Source organism: Streptomyces sp. NPDC001678 (assembly GCF_042892945.1).
Taxonomy (GTDB): domain Bacteria; phylum Actinomycetota; class Actinomycetes; order Streptomycetales; family Streptomycetaceae; genus Streptomyces.
Genome location: NZ_JBIAUP010000001.1, coordinates 503,810 through 517,088, shown reverse-complemented (window position 1 = coordinate 517,088; position 13,279 = coordinate 503,810). Strand labels below are relative to the sequence as shown.

The following is a 13,279-nucleotide window of genomic DNA, read 5'->3' as shown; positions in this document are numbered from 1 at the left end:
TTTCCCATGAGCACCCACCCGGTCAGCCGCCGCGCACGGCCCGCCAAGGCCCCCCTCAGCCGCGACGTCATCGTGCGCACGGGGCTGGAGATCCTCGACCGCGACGGCCTGGACGCCCTGACCATGCGCCGCGTCGCCAAGGAACTCGACACCGGGCCGGCCTCGCTCTACGTCTACGTCGCCAACCGCGACGACCTCATGGCCGCGATGCTCGACGAAGCCCTCGGCCGGGTCCCCCTGACCGCCGGGGACGGTGACTGGCAGCAGCGCCTCCACGCCCTGGCCGCCGCCACCGTCGAGGCCATGAGCCGCCATGAGGGCCTCGCCCACGTCGCCCTCGGCGCGATTCCCACCGGGGCCAACGCCCTGCTCGTCCTCGACCGCATGCTCGCCCTGCTCAAGCAGGGCGGTCTCGACGACACCACCGCCGCCTGGGCCGTCGACCTGATCTACCTCCACATCGCCGCGACCGCCGCCGAGCAGAGCACCTACGACACCAAGGACGCGGTCGAGGAGGACGTCATCGCCGCCGTCGAGGGCCAGTACGCCGCACTGCCCGCCGACCGCTACCCGATGATCACCTCACTGCGCCGGGCCCTGTTCTCCCACGGCGACCGCGACACCTGGGGCCTCCAGGTCCTCATCAACGGCATCCTCCACACCCCCGCCGGCTGACCACCCGCCTCCCACCGGTCCCCCGCCTCCCGCGGCCCGGTGGCGGAACCGCGCGCGCCGGGCGACCCTGGGGGCACTACCCCCGGGAGGTACCCGTGTCCCAGCGCGCCCGCCGGGCGGCCGTCGCCCTGCTCCTGGCCTGCGGTCTGCTCCTCACCGGCACGGCCTGCGGCGGCGGCAAGAGCGAGAAGGGCGGGAAGAAGGGCGCCGAGGAGGCCGCCCCGACCGCCACCGACTCGGCGGAACGCCAGAAGTTCGCCAAGACCCGCTTCGTCGCCAACGCGGGACTCGCCGCCGGTGCCACCTATCAGTGGATCGTCAAGCCCTTCCGGAACGGCGCCTTCAAGAAGGGCGCCGACGGCCGCACCGGCTCGCTGATCAAGGCGGGCCTGGCCGGCACGTTCGCGTACAACCGCCTCAAGGCCGCGGTCAACAACGCCAAGGGCGACCCGACGCTCACCAAGGCCCTGGCCCCGGTGACCGCCGGCATCGAGTCCCTCAAGGGGCTGGGGACCAAGCTGCGCAAGGGTGACGCCGGGGACGCCGACATCAACGACTTCGACAACGTCATCAAGAGCGTCAAGGACGCGGGCAAGAGCGCGGGCGCCCCCGTCAGCGACAAGGTGCCGTCGTTCTCCGACGTCCAGAAGGGCTGACGCCCGGGAGCACGGGCGGCGCCCTGTGCGTTGTCGTACCCCGGCTCTAAAGTGACGTCATGACTCTTTTGAGCTACGACCGTTACTGCTCGGAGATCCTCGCCCAGACCGAGCAGGTGCGGGCCACCCTGCGTGGTGTCGCCCTCGACACCGTCGTTCCGACGTGCCCCGACTGGACCGTCGCCCAGCTGGCGCGGCACCTCGGCAACGCCCACCGCTTCGCGACCGGGCTGGTGCGGGAGCGGGCCACCGACTTCACCCCGGACCTGTCCTCCGACTCCACGGCCGGTGCCGAGACCATGGACGCCGCCGGGCTCGACGCGTGGCTGGCCGAGGGCGCCGAGGACGCGGCCGCGGTTCTGCGGGAGGCGGGGCCCGAGACGCCGGTGTGGACGTTCGGGGCGGAGCAGAAGGCGTCGTTCTGGGCCCGCCGCATGACGCACGAGACGGTGATGCACCGGGCGGACGCCGCCTCCGCCGCCGGTGTCCCGTTCGCGGTCGCCCAGGACGTCGCGGCGGACACGATCGACGAGTGGCTGTCCTTCGTCACCTCGCCGCTCGCCCAGGCATTCAAGCCGCGGCTCAAGGAGCTGCTGGGCCAGGGCGGCACGCTGCATCTGCACGCCACGGACACCCCGCCCGAGCTGAACGCCGAGTGGTTCATCGACGCCCGCGGCGAGGCCATCGAATGGCGCCGGGCACACGAGAAGGCGGACGTCGCCCTGCGCGGCCCGCTGACGGAGGTCCTGCGCGTCTTCTACCGGCGGATCCCGGCCGACAGCGACCTGGTGGAGGTCATAGGCGACCGCGCGACGCTGGAGTACTGGCTGGAGCGGACCGCCTTCTGATGACGGCCTGTCGATGAAGGCGAGGTCGCGGCCTCGCCGCGCGCCCGCGGCGCGTGCCGCGCGGCGGCCCGTCGTGTCCGCGCTGCTGGCGCTGCTGGCCGCCACCGCGTGCGTCGGCGGCGGGAGTCAGGGCCCCCGCCCCGGCGCGCCGGGCGTGGGCGATCCGCTCTTCCCCCGCCTCGGCAACGACGGCTATCACGTCCGCCACTACGGACTCACCCTCGACTACGACCCCGGCACCCACCGCCTCGCGGCCACCGCCGTCATCAGCGCCCGCGCCACCCAGGACCTCAGCTCCTTCAACCTCGACCTCAAGGGCCTGACCGTCCGCGCCGCCCGCGTCGACGGAAAACCGGCCCGGACGCGGCGCGCCGGCGCCGAGCTGACGGTGCGCCCGTCCGCGCCCCTGCGGAAGGACGCCGCCTTCGAGACGGTCGTCGAGTACGACGGCCGGCCGGAGGAGATCACGGACGCGGACGGCTCGATCGAGGGCTGGGTCCGTTCGGAGTCGGACGACGGCGTGGCCGCCCTCGGCGAGCCGGCGGGCTCGACGGCCTGGTTCCCCGGCAACCACCACCCCTCCGACAAGGCCGCCTACGACATCACCGTCACCGTCCCCGACGGCTACACGGCCGTCGCCACCGGCGAGCTCACCCGGACGGAGCGCAGGCCGGGCGGCCGGACCGCCTTCGTCTGGCACAGCGCCGAGCCCCTGGCGAGCTATCTGGCGACCGTCGCCGTCGGCCGGTTCACGGTGGCGACCGGCCGGATGCCGAGCGGGCTGCCCTACTACGTCGCCGCCGCCCCCGAAGAGGCCGCGGCCGTGCCCGACATGGTGAAGCTGCTGCCCGAGGTCGTCGCGTGGGAGAGCGGGCTGTTCGGCCCGTACCCCTTCTCCTCGACGGGCGGCATCGTCGACCACAACGCCCGGGTGGGCTACGCCCTGGAGACCCAGCCCAAGCCGTACTACCAGGGCACCCCCGGCGACACCACGGTCGTCCACGAGCTGGCCCACCAGTGGTTCGGGAACGCGGTCACCCCGAGCACCTGGCGGGACATCTGGCTCAACGAGGGCTTCGCCACCTACGCCGAATGGCTGTGGGAGGAGAAGCGGGGCGGCCGTACGACACGCGAGATCTTCACCGACTACTACGACGGGGAGGACCCGAACAGCAAGGGCCCCGGGGGCAGGACCATCTGGGACTTCCCGCCGGACGCCCCCACCCCTCGCCACCTCACCGAGCCGCCCGTCTACGGCCGGGGCGCGATGGTGCTCCAGAAGCTCCGCGAGGCCGTCGGGGACCGCGAATTCTTCGGCATCCTCCGCGCCTGGGTCCGCGAGCACCGCTACGGGAACGCCGACACGAAGGCCTTCGTCCGGCTCTGCGAGAGCCGTACGGGCAGGGATCTGAGCGGCCTCTTCGACACCTGGCTCCACCAGAAGGGCAAGCCCAGGCCCGCCGCCGGGAAGGCCGCCGCCGGAACCGCCGCCGGGCTTCAGTAGTTCAGCTCGGCGAGCAGGGTGAGGGTGTCCGGGTCCGGGGCCATGACCAGAAGGTCGGTGACCGGGCCCGTACGCCACAGCGCCAGCCGCTCGGCGATGCGCTCGCGCGGGCCGACGAGCGAGATCTCGTCGGCGAAGGCGTCGGGCACGGCCCCGACCGCCTCCTCCCGCCGCCCGGCGAGGAACAGCCGCTGGATCCGGCGCGCCTCCTCCGCGTACCCCATCCGGCCCATCAGGGCGGCGTGGAAGTTGTGGGAGACGTGGCCCATGCCGCCGATGTAGAAGGCGAGCATGGTCTTCACCGGCCGCAGCCCCTCCGCGAGGTCCCCCGCCGCGCAGACGCGCACCTGGGCCATGGGGGCGACCATGAAGCCCTTCGGCGCCTCGGCGAGGGCGCCGGCGTGGAGCCCCGCCCGGGCCGGTGACCAGTACAGGGGGAGCCAGCCGTCCGCGATCCGCGCCGTCTGGGCGACGTTGCGGGGGCCCTCGGCGCCCAGCAGGACCGGCAGGTCCGGGCGGAGGGGGTGGGTGACGGACCGCAGCGGCTTGCCGAGCCCCGTCGCGCCGGGGCCCGGGTGGGGCAGGGGGTGGTAGCGCCCGTCGAGGACCACCGGCGCCTCGCGGCGCAGCACCCGCCGGACGACCTCCACGTACTCCCGGGTCGCGGTCAGCGGACTGTCCGGGAACGGGCGCCCGTACCAGCCCTCCACCACCTGTGGCCCCGACAGCCCCAGCCCGAGGAGCAGCCGTCCGCCGGAGAGGTGGTCGAGGGTCAGGGCGTGCATCGCGGTGGCGGCGGGGGAGCGGGCGGCCATCTGGGCGACGGCGGTGCCGAGCCGGATGCGCCGGGTGTGGGCGGCGATCCACGTCAGCGGGGTGAAGGCGTCGGAGCCCCAGGACTCGGCGGTCCAGACGGAGTGGTAGCCGAGCCGCTCGGCGTGCCGGGCGAGCTCCACGTGCCGGGGGTCGGGGCGGCGGCCCCAGTAGCCGAGGGCGAGACCGAGCCGCATGCGCAAACCTCCTGACGGACCGTCAGATGGTGACGACGGGGACTCTAGGCCCGGCCGGCCCCGGCGACAAGGCCGCGCTCCCCCCGGAGCCCGGACGCGCCACGGCCCGCCGGGAGGAACCCGGCGGGCCGTGGGTGTGAGGGACTTCGAGGGCTCAGCCGCGCTGAATGCCCGTGGTGTCCTGGAGCAGGCCGCGACGGCCGTCCTGCGTCTGCGCGACGAGCGCGGGACCGCGCTGGTCGACCGCGAGGTACCAGGTGCCGGGCGCGAGCTCGCCGACCTGGCCGGCGGAGCCGTCCTCCGCGAACAGCGGGCGGTTCACCGGGACGGCGAACCAGAACGGGGCGAAGTCGGCGGCGGGCGCCGCGGGCTGACCGGCGGCGGGCTGCGCGGCGGCCGGCTGGGCCTGCTGCTGCGGCTGCGCCTGCGCGGGCTGACCCTGCTGCGGCTGGGCGGCCTGGCCGCCGAACGGCATGGTGGCCTGCGCGCCGTACGGGGAGGGAGCCCCCTGCTGCGGCGCACCCTGCTGCGGAGCGCCGGCCGCCGGGCCGGGGTAGCCGTAGCCCGCGTGCGGCGGCTGCGCGCCGTACGGGGCGGGGGCCGCGGCCTGCGGGGCGGGCATCAGCGGCGCCTTGAGGGCGGGGGTGCGCGGCGTCAGCACCGCGACGGCCGCGAGCAGGAGGTTGGCGATCAGCGCCAGGATCTGGCCGACGCCGGGCGAGATCTGCTCCACGTCCGGGCCACCGAAGATCGTCCACAGCGAGGACCAGGCGGCGAACACGGCGAACGCGGTGCCCCACTGGTCGAGGCTGAGCCCGACGAGCTTGCGCCCCTCCGGCTGGAACCGGGCGGCGACGATCAGAGCGGCGGCGATGATTCCGGCGAGGAAGATCGACGGCAGTACGGGGAAGAGTTCAGGCTTCCAGCCGATCGGCTCCTTGGGGCAGCCGACCGTCGCCTGCCCGCAGTCGTACGAACGGAAGCTGAGGAACGAGGCGATGAACAGCAACACCGCTGCTCCGATCACCCCGCCGTCGCCTCGAGTGAGGGAGCGGATGTTCACCTAAAATCCTTTGTCAGTACTGTCAGTAATCGTCGCTGCGGGGGTGGCGGCCACCCATCGTAAGGGGAACCTATCGCCTGGGCGGCCCGGGCGTCCTCTTCGTATCACCCTCGTGACACGGCCGTGGCCAGCCCGTACGGCTCTCGCGCGAAGGCCCCGCGCTCCGGTCCTCTTTACCCGCGCAGGAAGTCCGTGATGCCGTCCGCGATCCCCTGCGCCGCCTTTTCGCGCCAGTCGCCGTCGGTGAGCAGAGCGGCGTCCTGCGCGTCGCGCATATTGCCGCACTCGATGAACACCTTGGGAATCGTCGACAGATTGAGGCCGCCCAGATCCCCCCGGGTGTCGAGACCGGTGCCGTGGCCGATGTAATTGGACGGCGCGCTGCCGGTCACCTTGACGAAGTTCCCCGCGACGCGCGCCCCCAGCTCCTTCGAGGGCGCCACGATGGGCGCGGTGTCCGCCGCGCCGCCGCGCACCTTCGCGGGCAGGATCACATGGAAGCCGCGCTGACCGGGGCCCGCGCCGTCCGCGTGGATGGACACGGCGGCGTCCCCGTGCGCCTTGTTGCCGATCTCGGCACGCTCGGTGACGCACGGCCCGTACGGCCGGTCGCCGTCGTGGGTCAGCACGACCTTGGCGCCCCGCGACTGGAGGATCGCGCGCAGCCGGTGCGCGACATCGAGGCTGAAGGTGGCTTCCGCGTAGCCGGAGTTGGTCTCGGTGCCGGTGGTGTCGCACTCCTTGCGGCCGGTGCCGATGTCGACCTGACGGTCGATCTCGGCGGAGTGCTCGGCGTTGTGGATGTTGTGGCCGGGGTCGACCACGACGACCTTGCCCCGCAGCGGCCCGTCGGCGGCGGGGGCGGGGGCGTCGGCCGGGGCGGGCGCGGAGCTCCTGGGCTCCGCGGGCGGCTCGCTCTTGGGGGTCTGCGACGCGGCGCCGACGGGCGACGACGGTGACGAGGGCGAGGACGGCGAGGACGACGAAGCGGCGGCCACGGGCTTCTTCCCGTCGTCACCGCCGCCCATGCCGACCGTACCGCCGCCGCACCCGGCCAGCCCGGCCGCCAGGAGCACCACTGCCGGCCCGGCGACGAGGCGCCGGGCTATGGGGGGAACGCTGCCGTGGGACACGCGGGCGATGCTAGCGCCGTCACTCACGTTCCGAGACCCGTACGCCGCAGTACGCGCAGCGAGCGCGTCACGGAGACCTCGGTGAACGCGCCGGACGCGAGCGCCCGGAGATACACGCGGTACGGGGCCTGGCCGCCGTCGGCGGGGTCGGGGAACACGTCGTGGATGACGAGCAGCCCCTCGGGTGCGACGTGCGGCGCCCACCCCTCGTAGTCGGCGCCCGCGTGCTCGTCCGTGTGCCCGCCGTCGATGAACACCAGCCCGACCGGCGCCTGCCACACCTTCGCCACCTGCGGCGACCGCCCGACGACGGCGATGACGTGGTCCTCCAGGCCCGCCTTGTACAGCGTCCTGCGGAACGTCGGCAGGGTGTCCATCCGCCCCACGCCCGGCTCGTCGTCCACGACGGACGGGTCGTGGTACTCCCAGCCGGGCTGCTGCTCCTCGCTGCCGCGGTGGTGGTCGACGGTGACCGCGACGGTGCCGCCCTCACGGGCCGCGTCGGCGAGGAGGATCGTCGAACGGCCGCAGTACGTCCCCACTTCCAGCAGCGGCAGCCCGAGCCGCGCCGCGTCCCGCGCGGCGGCGTACAGGGCGAGGCCCTCGTCCACCGGCATGAATCCCTTCGCGGCCTCGAAGGCGGCGAGTATGTCGGGCTTGGGCGGCATCGCGGATCCTCACTGTGCGGGGCGGTTGTCGGTGCCCCATGCTGCCGCACGGCGTTGTGCGCGCCGCTGGTGGGGAGCCCCGGTCCCGCCCTTTCACCGTTTCCGAGCGGGGCCTGCGGCCCCCTCGCACCCCCGCTCCCAGGGGCTGCCGCCCCCGGACCCCCGCTCCGGGGGTGCTTGAGGGGCTGCGAAGCAGCCCCTCAAGCGGGGGAGCCAGGGGGCGGCAGCCCCCTAGGAAACGGTGAAAGGGCGGGACCGGGGCCTACAACCACCCGTTCTGGCGCGCCGCGCGCACCGCCTCCATCCGGTTCCGCGTCTGTGTCTTCCCGATCGCCGCCGACAAATAATTCCGCACCGTCGCCGGCGACAAGTGCACCTTCGCAGCGATGTCGGCGACGGTAGCCCCGTCGACGGCGGCGCTGAGAACATCCCGCTCCCGCTGCGTCAGCGGATTCGGCCCCGCGCTGAGCGCGGCCGCCGCCAGGGCCGGGTCGATGACGCGCTCGCCCGCGAGCACGCGGCGGATCGCGGCCGCCAGGTCCTCCACCGGGCCGTCCTTGACCAGGAAGCCGGACGCGCCCGCCTCCATCGCCCGCCGCAGATAGCCGGGGCGGCCAAAGGTCGTCAGTATCAGCACCCGGCACTCCGGGAGCCGGGTGCGCAGGTCGGCGGCGGCGTCGAGGCCGCTGCGGCCGGGGAGTTCGATGTCCAGCAGCGCGATGTCGGGGCGCGCCTCGAGGGCCTTGGGGACGATGTCGTCGCCGTTGCCGACCTGGGCGACGATCTCGATGTCGTCCTCCAGGCCGAGCAGCAGCGCCAGCGCGCCGCGCATCATCCCCTGGTCCTCCGCCAGAAGTACCCGGATCAGCTCGCTGCTCACGCGGCCCGCTCCTCCTCGTCGCCCTCTTCGTCGGTCTCTTCGTCGTTCTCGTCCACCGGAAGCTCCGCCACCAGGCGGAAGCCACGCTTCCCGTCGGGGCCCGACGTCAGGGAGCCACCGCCGGCGGTCAGCCGCTCGGCCAGGCCCTTCAGACCGTTGCCGCCCGACCCCGGCACCCCGTCCGGCTCCGACCCTACGCCGCGCCCGTCGTCGCTGATCTCCAGATGAACCCGGTCCTCCGCTCCCCGGACCTCGATCACACACCGCTGCGCCCTGCTGTGCCGGACGACATTGGTGACCCCCTCCCGGACGACCCAGCCCAGCAGCGCCGCCGTCTGCGGCGGCAGCGGCGGGCCCGACTGGCGTATGTCGGCCGTGATGCCGGAGGCGTCGAGCACCGAACGGGCGCGGTCGAGCTCCGTGGTGAGACTGCCCTCGCGGTAGCCCGTCACCGCCTCGCGGATCTCGGTGAGGGCCTGCCGGCCCACCGCCTCGATGTCGGCGGCCTGGCCCAGCGCGGCCTCCAGGTTCCGGGGGGCCAGCCGGCGCACCGCCTCCGCCTTGACCACGATCACGGACATGGTGTGGCCCAGCAGGTCGTGGAGATCGCGGGAGAAACGCAGCCGCTCGCGCTCCACAGCCGAGCGGGCCAGCTCCTCGCGGGTCTCGCGGAGTTCGGCGACTGTCTCGAAGAGCCGCAGCACCGCCGCCGTCACCATGCCGGACATGACGGAGCCGTAGCCGGTGATCATCGCGTCCTCGGCCCCGCTGTGCCAGCCGTCGATCACCCCCGCCGACGCGGCGATGCCCAGCACCGCGACGCCCAGCAGCCGCTCGCCGCGCAGCACGATGCCGGTGGCCAGGGACAGTACGGGGAAGCACATCATCCACTTGCCGCCGTACCCCAGCGACAGCGCGTAGGCGGCCACCGCCACGCCCAGGAGCAGCAGCCGGGGCATCCGGGTGCCCAGCCGCGCCCGGTCCAGGCCGAGCACCACCGTGGCCGTGTACAGGCCGGCGAACGCGGCGACGCCCAGGCCGCCCAGCCAGGGGTGCGGGAACTCCCCCTTGACCAGGTCCTGCACATCACCGGAAATCATCAGCAGCCAGGGCAGAAAGGCGAATTTGCCCGGTGGTTTGTGCCGCGCCATGTCGTCGTCGAGCGGGGCCCCCGTGGTCTTCCTCATGACCGGAATCCTATGGCGGGGCATAACGCATGGTCAGAACCGTATGTCTTCGGCCGCCCATGACATTTGGCCTCTCTCTGTCGTCCCCCTTTCGTCGGGTGTCTTCCGGCGCCAACCGGAATCGGCTATATATGAGGGCCCGTTGAATAGAACGCGTTCTAGTCATCGGCCCCACGCATTCCGGACGGCGAAGGAGCGCACACCTCCATGCCCATCGACCCGGTCAAGGCGACCACCGCCGCACCCCGGACCGCCTCGCTCGCCTGGGACCACAAGGACGTCCTCCTCTACCACCTCGGCATCGGCGCGGGCTCGCGCCAGGGCGGGCGGAGCCTCGCCACCGACCCCGGCGAACTGCGCTACACCCTGGAGAGCCGGCTCCACGTCCTCCCGAGCTTCGCGACGGTCGCCGGCGGCGGCCGCGCCGTGGCCGGCGCCCTGACCATGCCCGGCATCGACGTCGACCTCGCCGCCGTCCTCCACGGCGGACAGACGATCACCCTCCACCGCCCCCTGCCCATCCGCGCCACCGGCGTCACCCAGACCTCGCGCGTCGCCGCCGTCCACGACAAGGGCAAGGCGGCCGTCATCGTGCTGCGCTCGGACACCGAGGACGACGACGGGCCGCTGTGGACCGGCGTCAGCGAGATCTTCGTCAAGGGCGAGGGCGGCTTCGGCGGCGAACGCGGCGTCACCGAGCGCCTCCCCGCCCCCGACACCGAGCCCGGCCTCACCGTCGACCGGTACGTCCGCGAGGACCAGGCCCTCCTCTACCGTCTCTCCGGCGACTGGAACCCCCTCCACGCCGACCCCGAATTCGCCCGGCTCGCCGGTTTCGACAGGCCGATCCTCCACGGCCTGTGCTCCTACGGCATCGTCCTCAAGGCCGTCGTGGACACCGTGCTCTCCGGCGACGTGACCCGGGTGCGCTCCTACGCCACCCGCTTCGCCGGCGTCGTCCACCCCGGCGAGACCCTGCGGGTGCGGATCTGGCGCGACACCCCGGCACCCGGCCGCGTCCAGGTGACCGCCGGCGTCGTCGAACGCGACGACGCGCCCGTGCTGACCGACACGCTCGTCGAATACGCGTAACCGCGTGACCGCCAACGCCCAGCAAGCGCACCCGCACCCGCGAACGCACCCGTGAAGGGAGCACCGCCATGCGCGCCGCCGTACAGCACAAGACCGGGCAGGACACCCTCGACGTCCTCGACGGCGTCCAGACCGTCGGCTTCGGCCCCGGCAAGGTCAGGATCCGCGTCCGGGCCGCCGGACTGTGCCACTCCGACCTCTCCGCGATGTCCGGGGTCCTGCCCCAGCGCGCCCCCCTCGTCCCCGGCCACGAGGGCGCCGGGGACGTCGTCGAGGTGGGGGAGGGCGTCACCCACGTCAAGCCGGGCGACCGTGTCCTGATCTGCTGGCTGCCCCCGTGCGGCGACTGCGCCTCCTGCGCCCGCGGCCAGACCCATCTCTGCCTCGCGGGCCTCGCGGGCGCCGCGGCCCCCAACTTCCGGCACCGCTCCGAGGATCTCTACGGCTTCGCGGGCACCGGCACCTTCGCCGAGGAGGTCGTCGTCGGCGCGGGCTGCGCCGTGCCCGTCCCCGACGACGTGCCCTACGAGATCGCCGCACTCCTCGGCTGCGGCGTCACCACCGGACTCGGCGCGGTGCTCAACACCGCCAAGGTGGAGCCCGGCGCGTCCGTCGCCGTCATCGGCTGCGGCGGCGTGGGCATCTCCGCGATCCAGGGCGCGAAGGTCTGCGGCGCGGCCCGGATCGTGGCCGTCGACCCGGTGGCCTCCCGCCGCGAGGCGGCCCTGCGCTTCGGCGCCACCGAGGCCGTCGCCCCCGAGGGCCTGACCGACGCCTCGTCACGCGTCACCTCCGGCGAGGGCTTCGACTACGTCTTCGAGGTCGTCGGCACCTCCGCCACCGCCCGCACCGCCTACGAGGCCACCCGGCGCGGCGGCACCCTCTGCGTCGTCGGCGCGGGCGCCCTCGACGACCACTTCCGCGTGAGCATGTTCGAGCTGTTCTTCGACGAGAAGCGGATCCTGCCCTCCCTGTACGGCGGCGGTGACGTCCGCCGCTCCTATGACCGCGCGATCGCCCTCTGGCGCGCGGGCCGCGTGGACCTCGAAGGGCTGATCACCCACCGGGTGCCGCTCGCCCGCGTCAACGACGCCCTCGAGCAGATGCGCACGGGCGAGGCGCTGCGCACCTGGATCATGCTGTGAGTGCCGGTCGGCCGCTGCGCACCCTCCGCGACCGGACGGCGATCGTCACCGGCGCCGGGCGCGGCCTCGGCCGGGCCGAGGCCCTGGAACTGGCCCGGCACGGCGCCCGCGTCGTCGTCAACGACTACGGCCGCCCCGGCCGCGACGGCTCCGGCGAGGCGTCCGCCGGCCCGGCCGAGTCGGTCGTCGCGGAGATCCGGGCGGCGGGCGGCGAGGCCGTCGCCCACACCGGCGACGTCTCCGATTTCGGCGAGGCCCGCGAGCTCGTCGAGCTGGCGCTCGACACCTACGGCTCGCTGGACGTCCTGGTCAACAACGCGGGCATCCTCCGGGACCGGATGGTCTTCTCGATGACCGAGGACGAATGGGACGCGGTCGTCCGCGTCCACCTCAAGGGCCACTTCAACACGATCCGCTTCGCCGCCGCGCACTGGCGCGACCGCTCCAAGGCGACGGGCGGCGCCCCGGTCCACGGCCGGATCGTCACCACCTCCTCCGAGGCCTTCCTGGCCGGTTCGCCCGGCCAGCCGAACTACGCGGCGGCGAAGGGCGGCATCGTCGGCCTGACCCTCTCGACGGCGGCGGCCCTCCGCAAGTACGGCGCCACCGTGAACGCGATCTGCCCGCGCGCGCGGACCCGTATGACGGAGGACGTCTTCGCGCGCGTCGAACCTCTGACGGCCGATGGCGTCGACCCCCTCGCTCCGGAGCATGTCGCTCCGCTGGTCTCGTACCTCGCGTCGCCGCCGGCGGCGGGCATCACGGGGCAGGTCTTCGTGGTCCACGGGGGGATGGTGGCGGTGATGGAACGGCCGAGGGTCGCGGCCCGCTTCGACACGAAGGGGGACGTCTTCACGATCGAGGAACTGGACCGGGTCCTGACCCCTTATTACGCGACGCGTGACGCGGGCGAGGGCTTCGCGGCGGTGCTGCCGTAATCAGCCCCTCCGGCGTTTGAGGAGCGGGGTCCGGGGCGGAGCCCCGGGAAACGGTGAAAGGGCGGGACCGGGGCTCCCCTCCCCCCGGTGCCACCGGCCCGCACCGTGCGCGAAACGGCCGTCGCCCGGCTCGCGCGATGCGAGCCGGGCGACGGGGCCGTACGGGCCAGTCGGGCGAAACCGACGTCAGTCGGTTTCGCGCCGGTGCTTGCCGTGCGCGGCCGTACCGGCCGCATGGTCGTCCGGGGACGCCGGACCACGGTGCCTGCCGGCGCCGGTGCCGGCGGCAGCGGCCTGTGCGGCGGACGCATCGAGCGGGCGCGCCTCGGTCGTGTCGGTTCGGGCATCGGGCATGAGGAAAAGTCACTCCGTCGGATGGGGAAGCGTACGCACGGGGGCCGCGGCACCGCATCGCACGACGTGACACCACGTAACATCACGTCAGACGCAAGCGCCAACACGCCACCCAGCTACGGTCGT

General features: G+C 73.5%; 14 protein-coding genes. 7 read left to right on the top strand and 7 right to left on the bottom strand.

What is annotated here, in order from left to right; all coding sequences use genetic code 11:
* Positions 1 to 6 precede the first annotated feature (6 nt).
* The 4 genes from ACFYZR_RS02320 (at position 7) to ACFYZR_RS02305 (ending at position 3,683) form a co-directional block, all read left to right on the top strand.
* Positions 7 to 675 carry a TetR/AcrR family transcriptional regulator gene (locus tag ACFYZR_RS02320; protein ID WP_391903734.1) on the top strand — a complete coding sequence of 223 codons (669 nt, stop codon included), beginning with the start codon at positions 7 to 9 and terminating at the stop codon, positions 673 to 675.
* Between the two features lie 95 nt (positions 676 to 770).
* Entirely contained in the window at positions 771 to 1,331 is a 561-nt protein-coding gene (locus tag ACFYZR_RS02315) for a hypothetical protein (RefSeq protein WP_391903732.1), read from the top strand.
* 59 nt (positions 1,332 to 1,390) lie between these two features.
* A complete protein-coding gene (locus ACFYZR_RS02310; protein WP_391903729.1) occupies positions 1,391 to 2,179 on the top strand; it encodes a maleylpyruvate isomerase family mycothiol-dependent enzyme in 789 nt (262 codons plus the stop codon).
* A gap of 13 nt (positions 2,180 to 2,192) precedes the next feature.
* Positions 2,193 to 3,683 (top strand): M1 family metallopeptidase, encoded by a 1,491-nt coding sequence (locus ACFYZR_RS02305; RefSeq protein WP_391903727.1) that lies wholly within the window; start codon positions 2,193 to 2,195, stop codon positions 3,681 to 3,683.
* On the opposite strand, the gene ACFYZR_RS02300 is transcribed toward ACFYZR_RS02305, so the two are convergent.
* The 6 genes from ACFYZR_RS02300 to ACFYZR_RS02275 form a co-directional block, all read right to left on the bottom strand.
* On the bottom strand, positions 3,677 to 4,693 hold the full coding sequence (locus ACFYZR_RS02300) for an LLM class F420-dependent oxidoreductase (RefSeq protein ID WP_391903723.1): 1,017 nt from the start codon (positions 4,691 to 4,693) through the stop codon (positions 3,677 to 3,679). The two genes, ACFYZR_RS02305 and ACFYZR_RS02300, sit on opposite strands and share 7 nt — an antisense overlap.
* A 154-nt stretch (positions 4,694 to 4,847) precedes the next feature.
* On the bottom strand, positions 4,848 to 5,756 hold the full coding sequence (locus tag ACFYZR_RS02295; RefSeq protein ID WP_391903720.1) for a hypothetical protein: 909 nt from the start codon (positions 5,754 to 5,756) through the stop codon (positions 4,848 to 4,850).
* Between the two features lie 173 nt (positions 5,757 to 5,929).
* Positions 5,930 to 6,889: an N-acetylmuramoyl-L-alanine amidase gene (locus ACFYZR_RS02290; RefSeq protein WP_391903717.1), complete on the bottom strand. Its 960-nt coding sequence runs from the start codon at positions 6,887 to 6,889 to the stop codon at positions 5,930 to 5,932.
* Positions 6,890 to 6,912: 23 nt separating this feature from the next.
* The gene (locus tag ACFYZR_RS02285; RefSeq protein WP_391903714.1) at positions 6,913 to 7,557 is read right to left on the bottom strand and encodes a class I SAM-dependent methyltransferase; all 645 of its coding nucleotides are present in this window, start codon (positions 7,555 to 7,557) and stop codon (positions 6,913 to 6,915) included.
* Positions 7,558 to 7,819: 262 nt separating this feature from the next.
* Positions 7,820 to 8,425, bottom strand: a complete 606-nt coding sequence (locus tag ACFYZR_RS02280; RefSeq protein ID WP_391904357.1) for a response regulator transcription factor — start codon at positions 8,423 to 8,425, stop codon at positions 7,820 to 7,822.
* 8 nt (positions 8,426 to 8,433) lie between these two features.
* A complete protein-coding gene (locus ACFYZR_RS02275; RefSeq protein WP_391903711.1) occupies positions 8,434 to 9,624 on the bottom strand; it encodes a sensor histidine kinase in 1,191 nt (396 codons plus the stop codon).
* Between the two features lie 207 nt (positions 9,625 to 9,831).
* Between ACFYZR_RS02275 and ACFYZR_RS02270 the strand changes: the two genes are divergently transcribed.
* From ACFYZR_RS02270 to ACFYZR_RS02260, 3 genes are all read left to right on the top strand, one after another.
* A complete protein-coding gene (locus ACFYZR_RS02270; RefSeq protein WP_391903707.1) occupies positions 9,832 to 10,716 on the top strand; it encodes a MaoC/PaaZ C-terminal domain-containing protein in 885 nt (294 codons plus the stop codon).
* 68 nt (positions 10,717 to 10,784) lie between these two features.
* Positions 10,785 to 11,861, top strand: coding sequence for a Zn-dependent alcohol dehydrogenase (locus ACFYZR_RS02265; protein ID WP_391903704.1), 1,077 nt, complete (start codon positions 10,785 to 10,787; stop codon positions 11,859 to 11,861).
* Positions 11,858 to 12,799 (top strand): 3-oxoacyl-ACP reductase, encoded by a 942-nt coding sequence (locus ACFYZR_RS02260; protein WP_391903701.1) that lies wholly within the window; start codon positions 11,858 to 11,860, stop codon positions 12,797 to 12,799. Before ACFYZR_RS02265 ends, ACFYZR_RS02260 begins: the two co-directional genes overlap by 4 nt.
* 186 nt (positions 12,800 to 12,985) lie before the next feature.
* On the opposite strand, the gene ACFYZR_RS02255 is transcribed toward ACFYZR_RS02260, so the two are convergent.
* Positions 12,986 to 13,153, bottom strand: coding sequence for a hypothetical protein (locus ACFYZR_RS02255; RefSeq protein ID WP_391903699.1), 168 nt, complete (start codon positions 13,151 to 13,153; stop codon positions 12,986 to 12,988).
* Between the last annotated feature and the right edge of the window lie 126 nt (positions 13,154 to 13,279).

Coding starts and splice junctions, on each gene's coding strand:
- ACFYZR_RS02320 (WP_391903734.1), top strand. CDS start 7: ATGAGCACCCACCCGGTCAGCCGCCGCGCACGGCCCGCCAAGGCCCCC.
- ACFYZR_RS02310 (WP_391903729.1), top strand. CDS start 1,391: ATGACTCTTTTGAGCTACGACCGTTACTGCTCGGAGATCCTCGCCCAG.
- ACFYZR_RS02305 (WP_391903727.1), top strand. CDS start 2,193: ATGAAGGCGAGGTCGCGGCCTCGCCGCGCGCCCGCGGCGCGTGCCGCG.
- ACFYZR_RS02300 (WP_391903723.1), bottom strand. CDS start 4,693: ATGCGGCTCGGTCTCGCCCTCGGCTACTGGGGCCGCCGCCCCGACCCC.
- ACFYZR_RS02285 (WP_391903714.1), bottom strand. CDS start 7,557: ATGCCGCCCAAGCCCGACATACTCGCCGCCTTCGAGGCCGCGAAGGGA.
- ACFYZR_RS02275 (WP_391903711.1), bottom strand. CDS start 9,624: ATGAGGAAGACCACGGGGGCCCCGCTCGACGACGACATGGCGCGGCAC.
- ACFYZR_RS02270 (WP_391903707.1), top strand. CDS start 9,832: ATGCCCATCGACCCGGTCAAGGCGACCACCGCCGCACCCCGGACCGCC.
- ACFYZR_RS02265 (WP_391903704.1), top strand. CDS start 10,785: ATGCGCGCCGCCGTACAGCACAAGACCGGGCAGGACACCCTCGACGTC.
- ACFYZR_RS02255 (WP_391903699.1), bottom strand. CDS start 13,153: ATGCCCGATGCCCGAACCGACACGACCGAGGCGCGCCCGCTCGATGCG.